The organism is Muribaculum sp. NM65_B17, assembly GCF_004793735.1.
GTDB classification, from domain to species: Bacteria; Bacteroidota; Bacteroidia; order Bacteroidales; family Muribaculaceae; genus Muribaculum; species Muribaculum gordoncarteri.
The window spans coordinates 77,650-92,897 of sequence record NZ_SRYY01000002.1; the positions used below are offsets into that span (position 1 = coordinate 77,650).

The 15,248-nt window shown below is 51.4% G+C and carries 18 protein-coding genes and 1 tRNA gene; 10 read left to right on the forward strand and 9 right to left on the reverse strand.

The window, feature by feature from the left end:
* Nucleotides 1-5: 5 nt before the first annotated feature.
* Both E5354_RS02910 and E5354_RS14155 read right to left on the reverse strand, forming a co-directional pair.
* Nucleotides 6-458 (reverse strand): PcfK-like family protein, encoded by a 453-nt coding sequence (locus E5354_RS02910; protein WP_164913267.1) that lies wholly within the window; start codon nucleotides 456-458, stop codon nucleotides 6-8.
* Nucleotides 459-472: 14 nt separating this feature from the next.
* Complete coding sequence (locus E5354_RS14155) at nucleotides 473-688, reverse strand: hypothetical protein (RefSeq protein WP_164913268.1); 216 nt, start codon at nucleotides 686-688, stop codon at nucleotides 473-475.
* A 621-nt stretch (nucleotides 689-1,309) separates the two neighbouring features.
* Here E5354_RS14155 and E5354_RS02915 point away from each other — a divergent pair.
* Genes E5354_RS02915 through E5354_RS02925 form a run of 3 tightly spaced genes read left to right on the forward strand, consistent with a single transcriptional unit; the run spans nucleotide 1,310 to nucleotide 2,432 of the window.
* Nucleotides 1,310-1,738 carry a DUF3791 domain-containing protein gene (locus E5354_RS02915; RefSeq protein WP_128703444.1) on the forward strand — a complete coding sequence of 143 codons (429 nt, stop codon included), beginning with the start codon at nucleotides 1,310-1,312 and terminating at the stop codon, nucleotides 1,736-1,738.
* Entirely contained in the window at nucleotides 1,735-2,208 is a 474-nt protein-coding gene (locus tag E5354_RS02920) for a DUF3990 domain-containing protein (protein ID WP_128703445.1), read from the forward strand. The genes E5354_RS02915 and E5354_RS02920 overlap by 4 nt, the downstream gene beginning before the upstream one ends.
* The gene (locus E5354_RS02925) at nucleotides 2,205-2,432 is read left to right on the forward strand and encodes a hypothetical protein (RefSeq protein WP_128703446.1); all 228 of its coding nucleotides are present in this window, start codon (nucleotides 2,205-2,207) and stop codon (nucleotides 2,430-2,432) included. Before E5354_RS02920 ends, E5354_RS02925 begins: the two co-directional genes overlap by 4 nt.
* Nucleotides 2,433-3,244: 812 nt before the next feature.
* Here the strand turns inward: E5354_RS02925 and E5354_RS02930 are convergent.
* The gene (locus tag E5354_RS02930; RefSeq protein WP_135946363.1) at nucleotides 3,245-3,601 is read right to left on the reverse strand and encodes an MmcQ/YjbR family DNA-binding protein; all 357 of its coding nucleotides are present in this window, start codon (nucleotides 3,599-3,601) and stop codon (nucleotides 3,245-3,247) included.
* A 424-nt stretch (nucleotides 3,602-4,025) separates the two neighbouring features.
* Here E5354_RS02930 and E5354_RS02935 point away from each other — a divergent pair, with 424 nt between their 5' ends.
* The 4 genes from E5354_RS02935 (at nucleotide 4,026) to E5354_RS02950 (ending at nucleotide 6,858) form a co-directional block, all read left to right on the forward strand.
* Complete coding sequence (locus tag E5354_RS02935; protein ID WP_135946364.1) at nucleotides 4,026-4,271, forward strand: LysO family transporter; 246 nt, start codon at nucleotides 4,026-4,028, stop codon at nucleotides 4,269-4,271.
* A 112-nt stretch (nucleotides 4,272-4,383) separates the two neighbouring features.
* Nucleotides 4,384-4,956 carry a hypothetical protein gene (locus E5354_RS02940; RefSeq protein ID WP_135946365.1) on the forward strand — a complete coding sequence of 191 codons (573 nt, stop codon included), beginning with the start codon at nucleotides 4,384-4,386 and terminating at the stop codon, nucleotides 4,954-4,956.
* Between the two features lie 161 nt (nucleotides 4,957-5,117).
* Nucleotides 5,118-5,191: transfer RNA gene (locus E5354_RS02945), tRNA-Asn, on the forward strand.
* A gap of 242 nt (nucleotides 5,192-5,433) precedes the next feature.
* Entirely contained in the window at nucleotides 5,434-6,858 is a 1,425-nt protein-coding gene (locus tag E5354_RS02950) for a DUF1593 domain-containing protein (RefSeq protein WP_210433127.1), read from the forward strand.
* A 97-nt stretch (nucleotides 6,859-6,955) separates the two neighbouring features.
* Here E5354_RS02950 and E5354_RS02955 read toward each other — a convergent pair whose 3' ends face one another.
* From E5354_RS02955 to pdxA, 6 genes are all read right to left on the reverse strand, one after another.
* Nucleotides 6,956-8,263, reverse strand: a complete 1,308-nt coding sequence (locus tag E5354_RS02955) for an inositol-3-phosphate synthase (RefSeq protein ID WP_135946366.1) — start codon at nucleotides 8,261-8,263, stop codon at nucleotides 6,956-6,958.
* Between the two features lie 248 nt (nucleotides 8,264-8,511).
* Nucleotides 8,512-9,219 (reverse strand): HAD family hydrolase, encoded by a 708-nt coding sequence (locus tag E5354_RS02960; RefSeq protein ID WP_123395042.1) that lies wholly within the window; start codon nucleotides 9,217-9,219, stop codon nucleotides 8,512-8,514.
* Nucleotides 9,206-10,162 (reverse strand): CDP-alcohol phosphatidyltransferase family protein, encoded by a 957-nt coding sequence (locus E5354_RS02965; protein ID WP_135946367.1) that lies wholly within the window; start codon nucleotides 10,160-10,162, stop codon nucleotides 9,206-9,208. The genes E5354_RS02960 and E5354_RS02965 overlap by 14 nt, the downstream gene beginning before the upstream one ends.
* A 5-nt stretch (nucleotides 10,163-10,167) precedes the next feature.
* Nucleotides 10,168-11,031 (reverse strand): hypothetical protein, encoded by an 864-nt coding sequence (locus tag E5354_RS02970; protein ID WP_123395044.1) that lies wholly within the window; start codon nucleotides 11,029-11,031, stop codon nucleotides 10,168-10,170.
* Nucleotides 11,032-11,080: 49 nt separating this feature from the next.
* Complete coding sequence (locus E5354_RS02975; protein ID WP_123395045.1) at nucleotides 11,081-11,791, reverse strand: NTP transferase domain-containing protein; 711 nt, start codon at nucleotides 11,789-11,791, stop codon at nucleotides 11,081-11,083.
* Between the two features lie 22 nt (nucleotides 11,792-11,813).
* Complete coding sequence (pdxA, locus tag E5354_RS02980) at nucleotides 11,814-12,920, reverse strand: 4-hydroxythreonine-4-phosphate dehydrogenase PdxA (RefSeq protein WP_135946368.1); 1,107 nt, start codon at nucleotides 12,918-12,920, stop codon at nucleotides 11,814-11,816.
* 201 nt (nucleotides 12,921-13,121) lie between these two features.
* On the opposite strand from pdxA, the gene E5354_RS02985 reads away from it, so the two are divergent.
* The 3 genes from E5354_RS02985 (at nucleotide 13,122) to E5354_RS02995 (ending at nucleotide 15,246) form a co-directional block, all read left to right on the forward strand.
* Nucleotides 13,122-13,607: a GNAT family N-acetyltransferase gene (locus E5354_RS02985; RefSeq protein WP_123395047.1), complete on the forward strand. Its 486-nt coding sequence runs from the start codon at nucleotides 13,122-13,124 to the stop codon at nucleotides 13,605-13,607.
* Nucleotides 13,608-13,690: 83 nt separating this feature from the next.
* The gene (locus E5354_RS02990) at nucleotides 13,691-14,461 is read left to right on the forward strand and encodes an SDR family NAD(P)-dependent oxidoreductase (RefSeq protein ID WP_246863727.1); all 771 of its coding nucleotides are present in this window, start codon (nucleotides 13,691-13,693) and stop codon (nucleotides 14,459-14,461) included.
* Nucleotides 14,462-14,511: 50 nt separating this feature from the next.
* Entirely contained in the window at nucleotides 14,512-15,246 is a 735-nt protein-coding gene (locus E5354_RS02995) for a porin family protein (protein WP_135946369.1), read from the forward strand.
* The last annotated feature ends 2 nt before the right edge of the window (nucleotides 15,247-15,248 follow it).

Sequence of the window (15,248 nt, forward strand, 5' to 3'; positions counted from 1 at the left end):
GTGTTTTAGAGGTCAAAAAGACTTGGTTGGACATTCATTTCTGCTCCGGCTTTGGGAGCGGAATGTGTTGCCTTCGCTTGTGGCTTAGGCTGGTTTTGTCTGCGGAGTTCTCGGAGCTGTTCCTCCTTGTACTGCTCCATAGCCTGCTCCTTGAGATTGGCTTTATCCTCGGCGGAGAGTTCCGGCTTGCCGACAACGATATTGCAGTTGACATTACCGCAGTCCTCAATCTCGTTCTCGTCAAAGTAATGCACCAACAGGTTCATCACGGTGGTGTCGTCAACCACGCATAGACCGCTCTTTTGGATTTGTGAGCATAGGTAGTTGACCGCTCCCTCCATAGACTTTGAGGGGTTTGCCATTTTGATTGCGAACATCGGCTCTGCGATGCAACGCTCCTGCAACATCTGCTGCATCACGTGGATTGCAGTGTCGTTTGATTTAAGTGTCTGTGCCATAGTCGTAAATGTTTTTAGAGTGTCATTAACCAATAGATTATCGCTGTCATCGTCAGTATGGAGATTAGCCACCCCACACCTCGGAATATCGGCTGTACAATCGCCCATACCATCAGACCGACAATAGCACCAATGATAACCACAATCACCTTTGCAACCTTTTTTAATGCGGTATGAGCTGGTGAAGGAGTGAAGCTCGATTTTTTAATATGTCTGTCATTCAGTGTCATAAGGCGATATTTTTTTAATGCGTATAATCGCAGTTTGAAGTTTGTTCGCTCGATGAACTCTCCGCGTGACGGAAAACAAAGGGGTGTTCGCCTCACGGCTTATAAAAATACGAGCTGACAACGGGAAGTCTGGAGATTTTTTCAGCCGAAAGGCAAAGAATACCCCGTTCCGGCACGTTCATCGCCACGAGCGAACATACTTTGAACTCCGCTTATAATCAGCATGAAAGTAGAGCCAGCGCAGCCCCGCAGGGTGACACTGAGTGACAGACATACGAAAATGGTATCCCTGCCAACGAGGTGGAGGTACAACGACCAATGAAAGTAATACAATGAAGCGAGCGTGAAGAACACGGGTTGCCGATTTCAGTCGTGCGAGGTACAGCGACGTCTCCGGCGCATCATCACACGGCGTTGAGGCTACCGGTGTTTAACCCGCTTTCTCTCTATGGAGTGCGGTCAATGGGTGTCAGGCGTAGCCCGTCACCTTTTGACGGCACTCAACCGACACAACCAAGCGTTGCACCTCCACCTCGTTTCGCCAGAGAGAAAAATAAAACTATTGAACACTTAGTTTATTCAAATGTTTCTCAAATAAGAAACTTTTATTATATTTGCACCATGAATACTAATTTCAAGAAAATAGGAGAGTTGCTGTATCTGCGACGTAAAAGCAAGGGTCTTACCCAAGATGAGGTAGGAGCCATGATTGGTGTGCAGAAAGCGATGGTGTCGAAGGTCGAAAACGGATTGTGCGTGAACTTCAACACAATCAGTCGTATTGCAGATGCTCTTGAGGTTGAGCCTGTTGTTGAACTGAAACCAATAAAAAAAGCTGATAAGAATGTCATAGATTATATAATGACAGCCATAATCGAGTTTTCAAAAAGACACCGCCTGACAATCCGTGAGGCCAGCAATTACCTTAATCGCTTCAAGGGCATTGCTTTCCTGACTGAATTTTATGATGTGGAACATACATTGTCGTTTAATGACTGTGTTGACGACCTTACTGTCGTCTGCCAAAATAACGGAGGGGCTATCAAATGATACTGTATCACGGCTCAAACATGGCGATAGACAGGATTGACCTCGGAAAGTGTCGTCCTTACAAGGATTTCGGAAAAGGATTCTATCTTACCGACATTCGGCATCAGGCTGAAAGGATGGCTGCAAGAACAGTAAAAATGTTCAAGGGAGAACCCACATTGACAGCCTTTGAGTTTGATTTGGAGAATGCTGTCACAGTAGGGTTGAAGATAAAAACATTCAAATCGCCTGACGAGGAGTGGGCGAGGTTTGTGATGTCCAACCGCGATATAAATGTTCCTCAACCATGCCACGACTATGATATAGTCATTGGACCGGTTGCAGATGATACGATTGCTCGTCTGCTCCGTATGTTTTCGGAAAATTTCATCTCAGAGGAACAGCTTGTAAAGGAACTTACATTCTCACAAGTAACATCACAATACTTTTTCCATACGGAGGCAGCGATCAATATGCTGAAAAAATTATGAAGGACAGGAACGCACGTTATTTATTTGAGGGCATATCAGCCGATGTTGTCCGCTATCTTGTGGAACGGGACGGAATGGAATTGACGGAGGCTATCTCGACTTTCCACAATTCAGAGACATTTTCCAAACTGGAGGACTTTTCCACAGGATTGTATATCGAAAGTCCGGCATATGTCTATGACCTGCTGCTGTCGGAAATGAAGAATGGCCGTCTTGTGCCATAACTGATATTTACCCGTTAAAAATTTGAACTTTGCAGACAAGCTACATTTATGCTCCCGAATTTATCGGCTCACAAGAATGACCCGATAAATGGCTCTGAAAAGTTGATTTATAATCGCATCATTTCTTCTCCGGGAATAAGTACGCTTGCTCTGTAATGTGTATGTCGTCGGAGCTTAGGTGGAGAGGTGGCAGATGATGACAAATTTTAACATCGGAAAATGCCGTAAATCAGACTATTATTGCTAACTTAGCGTTGTAGATATACGAAGAACATTGAAATGTCCGGGTGTGCAAAAAGGGAACAGCCGCGATTTTCAGAAATTCTAAAGTATTGATAGACAAGATACTTAACCCCATGCGAGGTAAACCTCTCCGGGGTCACAAAGCAGTCAGCACATCGCTGACTGCTTTTTTATTGCCCAAGCCCCATCCCACCGCATTTTTCTGAAAATTCATGTACTTGAATTTTGAATTATGCCCCCAATATATTATCTTTGTATTATAATACCAATGAACTTACATTCACGGTGGCTAATAGCCGCTGACTATTATTTAAATAATTCATAATTGTAAGTTTTTTGGTTAATTAGGAGGCTGTGTCGTAATAAGATTTACGGTGCAGCTTTTCTTTTTAAGCTTTTAGGTTTCAATTATGAGCTAATTGGACTAATTGCAAAAAAGTATGCAGAAATAATGTACCACTTTTTGAGTGGTATATTGCCATGGCAGTGGTATAACTGTTGCCATTCTATTTTATTTACACCACTTTTGGGCGCATGGAGGTGTAGGGCTGTGGAGGATGCGGAGTGGGTTAGGGCTTTTTCTTGGGGGTGTATTTGGATTTGACGAGGGTGTAGGCTCTTTGGACGAGGGCGTAGATCTCGGGGTCGGGGATGTCGCCGTTGAGGTTGAGCTGTATCCAGTGTCGAAGGCTCTGATTGAGAGGGTTGCTCACCGATAAGTGTCGGTTGCGTATTTCCGCTATCTCTTCGGGTGTTGACTTGACAGTCACCGATGTGAAATCGTCCATATCCACGAAGCAGAACATGTGGTCGAGGACATAGAATACAAGGATGGAGTCGTAGCGCCGGGCAAATTTGCCGAAAGGTGTTTTTTCGGTAACACCGTCCATCGACAGGCAATATTCACGGAATTCTTCGATGTTCATAGTTTCGGGTTATTGTATAACGGCAGTCTTTATCTTGTCGGTTAATTAAATATAAATTGATTTTGGTATATAAAAGCGGCGTTTTCGTCACATTCAGTGGGCTTTCGACTGTATCAAGCTGGGATTGACGCGCTTTATAGTTGCAAAATTAATAAAATATCGGATATCGCGGATGCAGTGCGGCGTTTTCCCGCGCTTGTGGGATTGTAGGATAATTTGTAACTTTGCACCCGCTATGACACAAAGGACTAAAAATATACGCAATATGAATAAGCACGCCGAGTCACGGATGTGCCGTATAGTCTTTGTGCATTGGTTCAGCGGATTCATCTAAATCAAGGAATGTTTCTTGTCAAGGGCGCTGGCTTCTTGACAATGCCTTGACGGCCTATGCCATAGACTGTCGGGGGCTGAGGCTGCCGGAATGTTGGCCACCACGGCTTTGCTTGCCAACATAATCAGGGAGCTGGCGGCATTGGTGTTCTGCTCCTTCTTTTCGAGGAGCGGTCGAGGCGTATCGGCCATATCTCTTGCCGGAATAAACTCGATGGATGTGTGTCTTCCGTCCATATTGTCCGACCGTAGCCGCAATAATCTTATGCCGTTGGCTATAATCCATGGAATTATTCTTGAAATATCGGTTCCGGTGCTCATCTCGATATTCTGTTAAGATTCAAGCAGTCGTGTTGAAATGATTTTTTTGCGTTAAAAATGCGCTTCGCGACATTATGGGGTGAAATCGGGCGCTTCGGCGCATTATCTTTGCCGAAAAAGATAATACCATGGAAAACGCCGAAACGCCCAAGAAGAAGAGAGTTTACAAGTTGAAGTTTGATCAGTTGTGGGTCGATGCCATCAATCAGATACCGGTGTGCTATCACAGCGAGATATACTACTGGCTTGACTATTATCAGAATCATAATCACAGCGATTTGATAGGCACTATCAAGGACGACCTTGTGCGCTCGTTGTTCATGCTCATCTATCCCACGATCAGGCGTCGCCGCCTCGCCCGCGAGCGTCAGCGCCGTTACTGTGCGCGCAAGAAAGCCGCCCGCCTTGCCGCCGAAGCTTCTACACAGACTTCTGCCGCTTCTAAGCCTTCCTCTCCTGCCATGCAGACTGAACGTGCAGCGCAAGATGGTCATGCCTCTTCTGTCAAGCCCGATTGTCGTCGTGAGGGTTACCGATCGACACAGCCGTGCGCGCAAGAGCCGCATCCACAGGTGACGCGCGGCAATGACGACCCTCAGCTTGAGGAGCGTATCAGGCGTTTATTGGAGTTTTGCGACAGGATATGTCCTCCCGATTCCTGCTACTATGTAGAGGCCGATGCGTCCATAAACAGTGGCTGACCTGCGTTGCGCTTGTGTCGACGGGTAATTGTAATGCCAAAATAATCATAAAAAGCTCATCTCTGCATTAGTTTTTTTGCGATAGAGTTGCATAATTAAAAAAAAGAACGTAATTTTGCATCGCAATTTACGGGAAGCCGTAAATATCCTACTAAATAATTGCTTCAATAGCTCAGTCGGTTAGAGCATCTGACTGTTAATCAGAGGGTCGTTGGTTCGAGTCCATCTTGAAGCGCAATTCCGATTCCCGGTGAAAAAGGTCGTCCGATTTTCGGGCGACCTTTTTATTTGTATCCATTCCGCGGGTGCCCCTCGTTGTTAAGCAGCTAACGCAGCTTTTGCGCTGACGCGGGGATTTGCCGGTGGAGGGTATGGATGATGTGGGTGCGGGTTTGGGATGTGGTGAATTGGCGGTTGATTTTGTGGGTGATTCAAAATAATTATTTAACTTCACGGATTAATCTTAAAATGACCATTATGAAACATGTGCTATTGAAGTGTTTTGCGCCATTGGGCGTTATGGCGATGGCGGCGTGTGCCGCCGAGGCACCGAGCGAAGGTGAGTATAAGCCGCGAGTGGTGATATTGACCGATATCGCCCCCGTGGAAACCGAACCCGACGATATGGAGTCGATGGTGAGGCTGCTTTCACATGCCGACCTTTATGAGATTGAGGCGATAATAACCGCATCGGGGTGGAACAGCAGCGGCCGCGAGTATCCTGAGGAGTGGGGCCAATATCTTCAGACGGTGATCGATGCCTACGAGAAGGATCTGCCCAATCTTATGAAGCGTTCCGAGCAGTCGGAGTTCAAGCCGCTTGCCGAGGAGGCCGACAAGCAGATGATAGGTTACTGGCCGAGCGCCGATTACCTGCGCAGCCGTGTGTTCAGCGGCAGCAAGTATCTTGGAGTGTCGCATATAGGAGCCTATAACGTTTCGCCGGGAAGCGACTACATACTTTCGCTTGCGCGTGAGGATGATGAGCGCCCACTGTGGGTTCTCGTGTGGGGCGGCGGCAACACCGTGGCCCAGTCACTGTGGCAGGCACGCAACAGCGACGACAAGGAGCTGCTCGGCGATGTGCTTGACAAAATCCGGATATACACTATCACCGACCAGGATGTCGACTGGATCAAGAGGGCGCAGCACGACCTCAGCTCCCATCAGTGGATGAGGGAGGAGTTTGGCGACAGCCTCTTCTTTATATGGGACGAGAGCGCATGGCTGTCGCAGAATGAGATAGGCGCAGCCCACTGGCCCGAATATGAGCAACACATCCAGGGCAAGGGCAACATGGGCGCTGTTTATCCCCGTTACCGCTGGGGAGTCGAGGGCGACACTCCGTCGTTTCTCTACGTGATGCCCACGGGACTTAACGATCCCGAGAATCCTTCGGATATAAGCTGGGGCGGATATTTCAAGAGCGGTATGACGGCCGACAGCGTTACTTCCTGCTACACCAACATCTCGCCCGAGGTAAAGGCTGTGTCACGTAAATATGAGGAGCTTTTCTATCCGGCCGTGTTCAACAACTTTGCCGCCCGAATGGCCTGGGCTCACGAGGGGAAGGGCAATCGCAATCCGGTGGCCGTGGTCAACGGCAAGAAGGGGCTTGCGCCAATCGTGGTCAATGCACGCGGCGGTGAGTCGATAACTCTCGATGCGTCGCAGTCGACCGATCCCGACGGCGACAACATAAATGTCAATTGGAGCCTGTTGCCCGAAGCCGGCAACGCCGATGTGGAGGGTGTGGTGATTGCCGACCCCGACAGCCCGAAGACCGAGCTTACATTGCCCGCGCTCGACAAGGGCAGCCGGGTGAATGTGCTGTGCACGGTAACCGACAACGGCACTCCCGTGCTGACATCCTATCGACGGGTGATAATCGACATCGAGTAGCGGACGGCCGAATCAGCCGGGTTGTAATGGAAACGGGGAGGTGCACCTGGCGGTGCATCTCCCCGAAGTTTATTCTTAAGCTATGTATGCTGTTTTATTAGTCGATAAGCTGATCGGCCTTGTAACCGCCCATCTCACGGATGGCGTTCTTAAGCATTACATATTGCTCGAAGAGGTTGTTTACGGGTATTTCGTTCTTTGTATAGTCGTGCATCGGGCTCTTGAGGAAGAAGCTCAGGAATGACTGGATGCCGTAGCGTCCGCAACGTGCTGCGAGGTCGCTCAACAGAACGAGGTCAAGACACAAGGGAGCAGCAAGGATTGAGTCGCGGCAGAGGAAGTTGATCTTGATCTGCATCGGATAGCCCATCCAGCCGAAGATGTCGATGTTGTCCCATCCTTCCTTGTTGTCGTTGCGCGGAGGATAGTAGTTGATACGTACCTTGTGGTAGTAGTCGGTGTAGAGGTCAGGCTGCTTTTCAGCAACGAGGATTGACTCGAGAGTTGAGAGCTTGCTCACCTCCTTGGTGCGGAAGTTGGCGGGTTCGTCGAGTACAAGACCGTCGCGGTTACCGAGGATGTTGGTTGAGAACCATCCTGCGAGGCCGAGGCAGCGTACACCGATGATGGGGGCGAAACCTGACTTAACGAGGGTCTGGCCGGTCTTGAAGTCCTTACCTGCGATAGGCATCTTGGTCTTCTCGGCGAGCTCCCACATGGCGGGGATGTCGACTGTAGTGTTGGGGGCGCCCATGATGAAGGGAGCACCTTCGGTAAGTGCTGCATAAGCGTAGCACATAGAGGGGGCGATGTTCTCGCGGTCGTCGGCCTTCATAGCGGCTTCGAGATCGGCGAGTGTATAGTGTACCTTCTCGTTTACGGGAACATAAACCTCGGTAGAAGCAGCCCAAAGCACAACTACGCGTGCGCAGCCGTTGGCTTCCTTGAAGTCGCGGATATCCTTCTTAAGTTCCTGAACCATGTCCCAGCGGGTCTTGCAGTCCTTGACGTTGTCACCGTCAAGACGCTTTGCATAGTTGTGGTCGAAAGCGGCCTTCATGGGCTTGATCTTCTCGAGCTCGTCCTTAACGGGGAGGATGTCCTTCTCCTTGAGAACTTCGGCGTTCATAGCCGATTCAAATGCGTTGGCGGGATATACGTCCCAAGCTCCGAACACGATGTCGTTGAGGTCGGTGATGGGAACAATCTGGTTGTATTTGAGGTATTTCTTGTCGGCACCTTCTCCAACACGCATTACATCATATTGTGTCATTGAGCCAACAGGCTTGGCAAGACCCTTGCGAGTCATCAATACACCTGTCATAAAAGTTGAGGATACTGCTCCAAGTCCTACTACGAGAACGCCAAGCTTGCCTTCGGCTTTCTTTACTTCAATCTGATTCATGATTGTGAGGTTAAATTTTACGGTTTAAGTATTTAAATTGTTGTTTTAGTCACTTGCATAATGAAAATTACGCGCTCATCCGATGCCGTTAGCAGCGAAAAAGCGCGTAAAAGTAATCCTTATTTTTCAAATGTAAAAATATTTTTCAGCTAACTTTCCTTATTTTTCGTAAAGAATGGTTAAATATAAGGCTGTTATGTTAACGTAGTAAAATTTACGTTCACATCTCGAGTGACAATGTTAATGGACTATAACGCTGCATCGAGCACATCGGCCAACTTTTTGATGATTGAGGGGTGCATCACGGCATCTTCGTCGGCGGTCCAGCCTTTTCCTTTAAGCCAGGCCACCTTGCAGCCGATGCTTTCGGCGGGCACGATGTCCTTTTTATAGGAGTCGCCCACTACGAGCACCTCTTCGGGCTTCAGGTGCAGAGCCTCGACTCCGAGGCCGAATATGCGCGGGTCGGGCTTGCGCACGCCCACAACGGCGCTTTCTATTATATCCTTGAAATAGTGGCGCAGGTTGAAGTCGCGCAACACGCTCTCGACATTGCCGTAGAAGTTGCTCACAAGTACCATGGGATACTTCTCGTAGAGTGCCTCAAGCGTGGGGCGTGCCTCCTCGATGCATTGGCGCGCCTGATCGTAGCAGTACTTTGCAATGTCGGGTGCAAGAGTGTCGACGGCCTCGCGCTTGACGGCTCCGTTGTCGGCGAGATGTGTCAGCTCGATTTTCATTTTCTTGAGCAGCAACACGTAGAAGTTGTCGTCGGGCATTATGTGACGAACTTTGGCAAGTTCACGCTCGGCATACACGTAAGCCTCACGGAATGTGTCCTTGTCGATTTCCACTCCCGATGCCCGGTATCCGTCCCAGATTATTTCGCTCCAGTGGGTGCCGCGGCTGTCGATTGTGCCGCCGTAGTCAAATATTATACCTTTAATATTTTCCATCCTCAAGCTCTTTAGTGAATGTCTTGCAAATGTTTTCGTGGCGTATCACCATTCCGGCCAGCAATATGTTGAGCACCGTCAGTTCAAAGGCGAAGTAGAGCCAAGGCATCTGCAGGAAGAGCGATGCAAACAGGGCTATCGTGCGCCAGTTGAACGACAGGATGTTGGTGTACTTCATCAGGGGCAGGCTCTTGGCGCGGAATGCGTCGCGGAATGACTGCGGGATGCGTCCGTCGGGGAACCGGCGCTTAAGCTCGGCGCGTAGCGCCTGCATGCGCGGGGTCCATGCCTCCTGGTTGATGGTGTAGTTGGTGTAGAAGGTCAATGTGAGCTTCTTCCAGAAGTTGTGTTTCCACGACAGCTCGGCGAGCTTGCTCTTCAGGTCGGCGGCCGATTCAAGTTCACTGCCGTCCTCGCCCTTGAGGAAGTAGAGGTGGAACTGGCGGTAGTAGTCGGCCATTGCAGCCTGCTTGGCATGGCATATTCCCGTCACTACGGCGGTAACCCATATCACCCAGTGGTGCTGTGAAAAGAACTCCGATGTGACATTGGTGCGGAGGCATATAGCCACGTATATCGTAGCAAACCAGAAGTCGCCCGACAGTCCGTCGAGTATTCGTCCTATGCGTGAATATTGCTTGGTCATTCGGGCCAGCTGTCCGTCGGCCGAGTCAAATGAGTTGGCCCATATCAGCAGCAACATTCCTATTATGTTCAACCACAGGTCGTTGAAGTAGAACATCACTCCGGCGCCGATGCCGAGGAATATCGATGCTATGGTTATGGCGTTGGGCGTTACGCCGAGCTTCTTGGCGAGGCAGGCCCACATGTAGCCTATCGGGCGATAGAACGCGAGGTCGATGTGCTCCTCGGTGTCCATCGACTTGAGGCTGTCGCGATAGCTTGATGTGGACGGTTGTGCGTTATTTATCTGTTGCTCCATAGCCGTTATTTGCGTTTTTTGATTTCGTTGAGGATGCACTTGGCTATATGGGGCGCCGCTTCCTGACGGCAGGGCGCGAAGCTTGGCCAGTCGTTGAAGTCGATGATGCGAATGTCGCCTTCGGGGCTTATTATGCAGTCGCCGCCGTAGACCTTCACATCAAGAACCTCGCTCGCGTTCTGGCAGATGGCACGCAGCTTCTCCTTGTCAAATTCAAGTCCCTGCGACTTGCCGTTGATGGCTTCGTGGCCGTATTTGGAGTGGCCGAGGTCGAAGGGGTAGAACCAGAAGAAGAACGGAGTGCCCTGAACGCCGTAGAACTTTATGAGGTCGCCCACGAGGTGACGGTTGATGACGGCGCGCTTGATGCCGCGCAGGAAGTACTCCTGTAGCACCTCCTGAGCCTCTTCGGGGTGACGCACGTAGCTCACATCCTCCTTGTGCATGGCGTGGAAGTCGCCGCGCTTGATCCAGCACTGTGTGAATCCGGCCTTCTTGAGGGTTGCGGTTACGCCTTCGTCGGTGTTTACGATGAGGCTTTCGGGGTAGGGGATGTTGGAGCCTACGAGTATTCGTGTCATGCGCTCGCGGGTGCAGTTCTCGATTCCGAATCCCGAGTTGATCACCAGGGCTCCTTTCTGCTCGAGTTCCTGAAGCTTGTGTATCGACTTCATTTCGCGGCACATGTTGACGATGACCGGTTCGGTCACTTCGTCGGCAATGAACTGCTCTTCGCTGTATATGTTCACTATGCATCCGCGTTTGCGCAGATGGTCGGCAGCTGCATTGAATATGGCAGCGTCGTTGCCGATGTGGTTTGGCGAGTAGGCACCGGCACGCATGATGCCGGCAATCGTTATTTCAGCCATTTTAATAATATGTTACAATGATTGATTCGAGTTGCTTGTTGGCGTGGGCTTATGCGTTCCCTTCGGCGATGAATCGCTCGGCAGTGGCAATGTCGCCGGCATGGTCGACATCGACTATCTTGCTGAAGGGATAGGCCTTAAGTCGCAGCCCGCCCTCCACGAGTGCGCGCTGGTAGTTGCGCATGCGGCTCACTCCGCGCTTCATGCAGTCGTCGAGAATGTCGAGCGCGGGGGCTGTGAGGCCGTATATTCCGCCTGAGATGTACTTCACTCCGTCCCATGGGTTGTCGCGGAACGCCGTTATGAACATGTCGTTGTCGACATCGATGTAGAGCGGCTTCTCGTCGTCGATAAACGATGTAACGGCCATGTATCCGTCGGCGCTGTCGTCATGCTCGAAGGCGTTGACATATTGGCGGAAGTCCTTTTCGTGGAATATGGTGTCGACTGTCGTCAGCACGAATTTTCCTATGGCGGGGAACTTGCGGCTCACTTCCCAGAAGGAGTGCATCGAACTGGGTGTCGACTTCACGGTGAGGTAGAGCGGCACGGGCAGGGTGAGGCTTTCGATGTATCGGCGCACCTCGGTCATCTGCTCGTTGACGATAATCGACAGCGACTCGGCGTTGCAGTCGAGCATTATGTCGATGAGTCGTTTTATCATGGGGGTGCCGTTGAGCTCTACGAGCGGCTTCGGGCGCTCTACACCCTCCTGAGCGAGGCGGCTGCCTTCGCCGGCGGCTATTATGGCGTAGTTCATTTTATCTTGTTTTGTGGGTTGATTAGTCGTTTTCGCTGTCGTCCTTGGTGAGGTCAAGCACAACGTTGTCCTTGCTCTTGTCGAAGTACTGCTTGCGCAGCGGATTGCGGTAGGCGCGGTCGTAGCGCAGGCGGTTGCGGTAGATGTCGATGGCCATGTATATTGCGCTGCGCATCGACTCGGCCGATGCCATGTCCTTGCCGGCAATGTCAAATCCAGTCCCGTGGTCGGGCGAGGTGCGCACGTAGGGAAGGCCGGCGGTGTAGTTTACGCCCTGATCCATGGCGAGCGCCTTGAACGGTGTGAGTCCCTGGTCGTGGTACATGGCAAGGATGCCGTCAAACTTCTCGTAGGCTTCCGAGCCGAAGAATCCGTCGGAAGCGTAGGGCCCGAAGGCGAGTATCTTCTCGTCGCCGGCCTCTTCGATTGCCGGTATTATTACATCACGCTCCTCGGTGCCGAGCAGTCCGTTCTCGCCGGCATGGGGATTTAGCGAGAGCACCGCTATGCGGGGGCAGTCGATGGCGAAGTCACGCTGCAGCGAGCGGTTGAATATGCGCAGCTTCTCGAGTATCGCCTCCTTGGTTATGGCCGATGGCACCTTGGCCAGCGGCATGTGGGCTGTCACGAGGGCCACGCGGATGTCGTCGGAGCAAAGCACCATGAGGCTCTTGTCGCCGTCGCCTATCGAGGCTTCGAGGTATTCGGTGTGGCCGGGGAAGGTGAATGTTTCGCTCTGTATCGTGTCCTTGTTGATGGGCGCAGTCACGAGCACATCGATGCTTCCCGAGCGGAGGTCGGCTACGGCACTCTCAAGCGACGCGAAAGCGGCCTGTCCGGCTGTCTTTGATGCCACTCCGGGTTCAATCTTGGTGTCCTCGGGCACAACGTTTATTATGTTTACATCGCCGTCGCGCGCATCGTCGGCCGACGGAACCTGAACCAGGTTTACGGGGGCTATGTCGAGCCCTTTGCGGTAATATGCGGCTATCTTTGCCGAACCGTAAATTACGGGGGTGCAAAGTTCCACAAAGCGTGGATCGTCGAGGGCCTTGAGTATCACCTCGTAGCCAATTCCGTTTATATCGCCTTGGGTTATTCCCACTTTTATCTTTCGGTTGTCCTTCATTGTTGTAGTTTATAGTTGTAGAGTCGTAGAGTGGCCCGTAGGCGCACATTTACTCAAAATAACGCGCTAAGTTACGAATAATCCCCCACATAACCGCGTTACATCGGCAAAAATGTGGAAATCGCAATCCATGTTTCGTTGCCGATTTGTGGGGATGTGGAGTAATGCTTAACTTTGCCGAATAAAACAATGTGGATGTTTATGAAGATAAGAGAAGTGCGCACCGACGACGCAAAGGAAATTGCCGAGATATACAATCACTATGTAAGGACTTCGACCGTGACTTTCGATACGGTCATAGCCACCGAGGAGATGACGCGCAACCGCATCGAGGCAATCGCTTCGCGCTATCCCTACTATGTGTGCGAGGACGAGGGGCGTGTGGTGGGCTATGCCTACGCTCATGAGTGGAAAGGACGCGGAGCCTATCACAACACCCTTGAGGCATCGGCCTACGTGCTCGACGGAATGACCGGGCGCGGCATCGGCCGCAAGCTGATGGAGTGTCTTATCGACGACTGCCGCAAGCGCGGATTCCATGCCCTGATAGCGTGCATCACCACCGGCAACGAGGCGAGTGAGCGCATGGTTAAGTCCTTTGGCTTCTACGAGGCGTCGCATTTCCGCGAAGTGGGATATAAGTTCGGACAATTCCTCGACGACAGCGACTACGAGCTTCTGCTGTGACATATATTTGTGGCTACGATGAGCTGTGACGCAAACAATGGACGGCCCGGCTGCGTTACATCATAGTAACCAAGATTTTCAGGATGATGAAACGAATTGTTATCATGGGGGCCTCGTCGGGGATAGGCCTCCGCACAGCCGAGATATTTGCTTTAACCGGATGGCATGTGGGCGTGGCTGCACGCAATGAGGGCCCGTTGAGGGCTTTGAAGGAGATGTTTCCCACTCAGGTAGAGTATGAGGTTATCGATGTAACCCGAAGTGACGCTCCCCACAAGCTGACTGAACTTATAAGGCGGCTTGGAGGCATGGATGTCTACTTCCATGTGGCCGGCATATTCAGCGAGAATCCCAGCCTTGATCTTGACAAGGAGGTGGCCGTGACCGAAACCAACACAACGGGCTTCGTGAGGATGGTCGACACCGCCTATCACTACTTCTGCCTCACGAGAATCAAGGGCACCATCGCCGCCGTGACATCGGTAGCCGGAGTAAAGGGCATAGGGCGGATGGCCGCCTACTCGGCATCGAAGCGTTTCCAATGGAACTATCTTGAGGCGCTTGAACAGCTCTCCAACAACAAGCGCGCCGGAATATCATTTGTCGACATACGCCCGGGATGGGTGCGCACCCCGCTTCTCGACAAGGAGCGCAAATATCCGGTGAGCATGTCGCTCGACCATGTTGCTCCGCTCGTTGTCGATGCGATAGAGCGCAAGATACGCATAGCCGTCGTCGACTGGCGGTGGGCCATAGGGGTGTTCTTCTGGCGTTTGATTCCGGGATGCCTCTGGGTGAAGATGCCCGTAAAGGTGTCGAGGGCGGTTAAGCGCATACCCCGACCCGCTAAATGATGTAACGGTCGATACAATAAGCCGCGACCTGCATTCGTTTACATTTTGTAATGAGTGCGGGTCGCGTCATATTGTCACGTTTCGTTGTCGTCCTCATCCTGATAGCCGGGGTGGGATGTCACGCTTGTGCGCAGCGCAACAACCGCGTGATGAACCGTCCCTATACCGACCTGAGGCCGTGGCATCTCGGATTCAGTGTGGGGCTGCACACCCAGGATCTCCAGCTGACGCATAACGGATATGTCACGCCCGACGGCGAGTCATGGTTTGTCGAGCAGCCCGACTTCTCGCCGGGATTCTGCGTGGGCGGACTTGTAGATTTCCGGCTCAACGAGTGGTTCAGCCTCAGGGTGTCGCCGGGCATCTATTTCGGCAACCGTAGCCTGGTGATGCGCGACCACGAGAGCGGAGCAGTTGAGCGTCAGGACATCAAGAGCAATCAGGTGGTGCTGCCTGTCGACTTTAAGTATGCGTCGTTGCGCTACCGCAACGTGCGTCCCTATCTTGTGGGCGGCGTAATGGGCGCATTTGATGTGTCGAAGCGACATGCCCGCGACCTGTTGCAACTCAATAGTGCCGATGTTCTTGTGTCGTTGGGGCTGGGGTGTGACATCTATCTCCCATATTTCAAGTTGTGTCCCGAGCTGAAGTTCTGTTTCGGGCTTACCGACATGCTGCGTCACGACCGTCCCGATCTTGCCGACGACCCTGACCGTTACAAGTTCACGCAGTCGCTTGCCAAGGCGGCTACGCGCATGGTTGTACTAACCTTTTACTTTGAGTGACG

Bases quoted from the DNA above. Each gene is read 5' to 3' on its own strand.
- E5354_RS02910 (WP_164913267.1), bottom strand. From the start codon at position 458: ATGGCACAGACACTTAAATCAAACGACACTGCAATCCACGTGATGCAG.
- E5354_RS14155 (WP_164913268.1), bottom strand. From the start codon at position 688: ATGACACTGAATGACAGACATATTAAAAAATCGAGCTTCACTCCTTCA.
- E5354_RS02915 (WP_128703444.1), top strand. From the start codon at position 1,310: ATGAATACTAATTTCAAGAAAATAGGAGAGTTGCTGTATCTGCGACGT.
- E5354_RS02920 (WP_128703445.1), top strand. From the start codon at position 1,735: ATGATACTGTATCACGGCTCAAACATGGCGATAGACAGGATTGACCTC.
- E5354_RS02925 (WP_128703446.1), top strand. From the start codon at position 2,205: ATGAAGGACAGGAACGCACGTTATTTATTTGAGGGCATATCAGCCGAT.
- E5354_RS02930 (WP_135946363.1), bottom strand. From the start codon at position 3,601: ATGAACATCGAAGAATTCCGTGAATATTGCCTGTCGATGGACGGTGTT.
- E5354_RS02935 (WP_135946364.1), top strand. From the start codon at position 4,026: ATGTTGGCCACCACGGCTTTGCTTGCCAACATAATCAGGGAGCTGGCG.
- E5354_RS02940 (WP_135946365.1), top strand. From the start codon at position 4,384: ATGGAAAACGCCGAAACGCCCAAGAAGAAGAGAGTTTACAAGTTGAAG.
- E5354_RS02950 (WP_210433127.1), top strand. From the start codon at position 5,434: ATGAAACATGTGCTATTGAAGTGTTTTGCGCCATTGGGCGTTATGGCG.
- E5354_RS02955 (WP_135946366.1), bottom strand. From the start codon at position 8,263: ATGAATCAGATTGAAGTAAAGAAAGCCGAAGGCAAGCTTGGCGTTCTC.
- E5354_RS02960 (WP_123395042.1), bottom strand. From the start codon at position 9,219: ATGGAAAATATTAAAGGTATAATATTTGACTACGGCGGCACAATCGAC.
- E5354_RS02965 (WP_135946367.1), bottom strand. From the start codon at position 10,162: ATGGAGCAACAGATAAATAACGCACAACCGTCCACATCAAGCTATCGC.
- E5354_RS02970 (WP_123395044.1), bottom strand. From the start codon at position 11,031: ATGGCTGAAATAACGATTGCCGGCATCATGCGTGCCGGTGCCTACTCG.
- E5354_RS02975 (WP_123395045.1), bottom strand. From the start codon at position 11,791: ATGAACTACGCCATAATAGCCGCCGGCGAAGGCAGCCGCCTCGCTCAG.
- pdxA (WP_135946368.1), bottom strand. From the start codon at position 12,920: ATGAAGGACAACCGAAAGATAAAAGTGGGAATAACCCAAGGCGATATA.
- E5354_RS02985 (WP_123395047.1), top strand. From the start codon at position 13,122: ATGAAGATAAGAGAAGTGCGCACCGACGACGCAAAGGAAATTGCCGAG.
- E5354_RS02990 (WP_246863727.1), top strand. From the start codon at position 13,691: ATGATGAAACGAATTGTTATCATGGGGGCCTCGTCGGGGATAGGCCTC.
- E5354_RS02995 (WP_135946369.1), top strand. From the start codon at position 14,512: ATGAGTGCGGGTCGCGTCATATTGTCACGTTTCGTTGTCGTCCTCATC.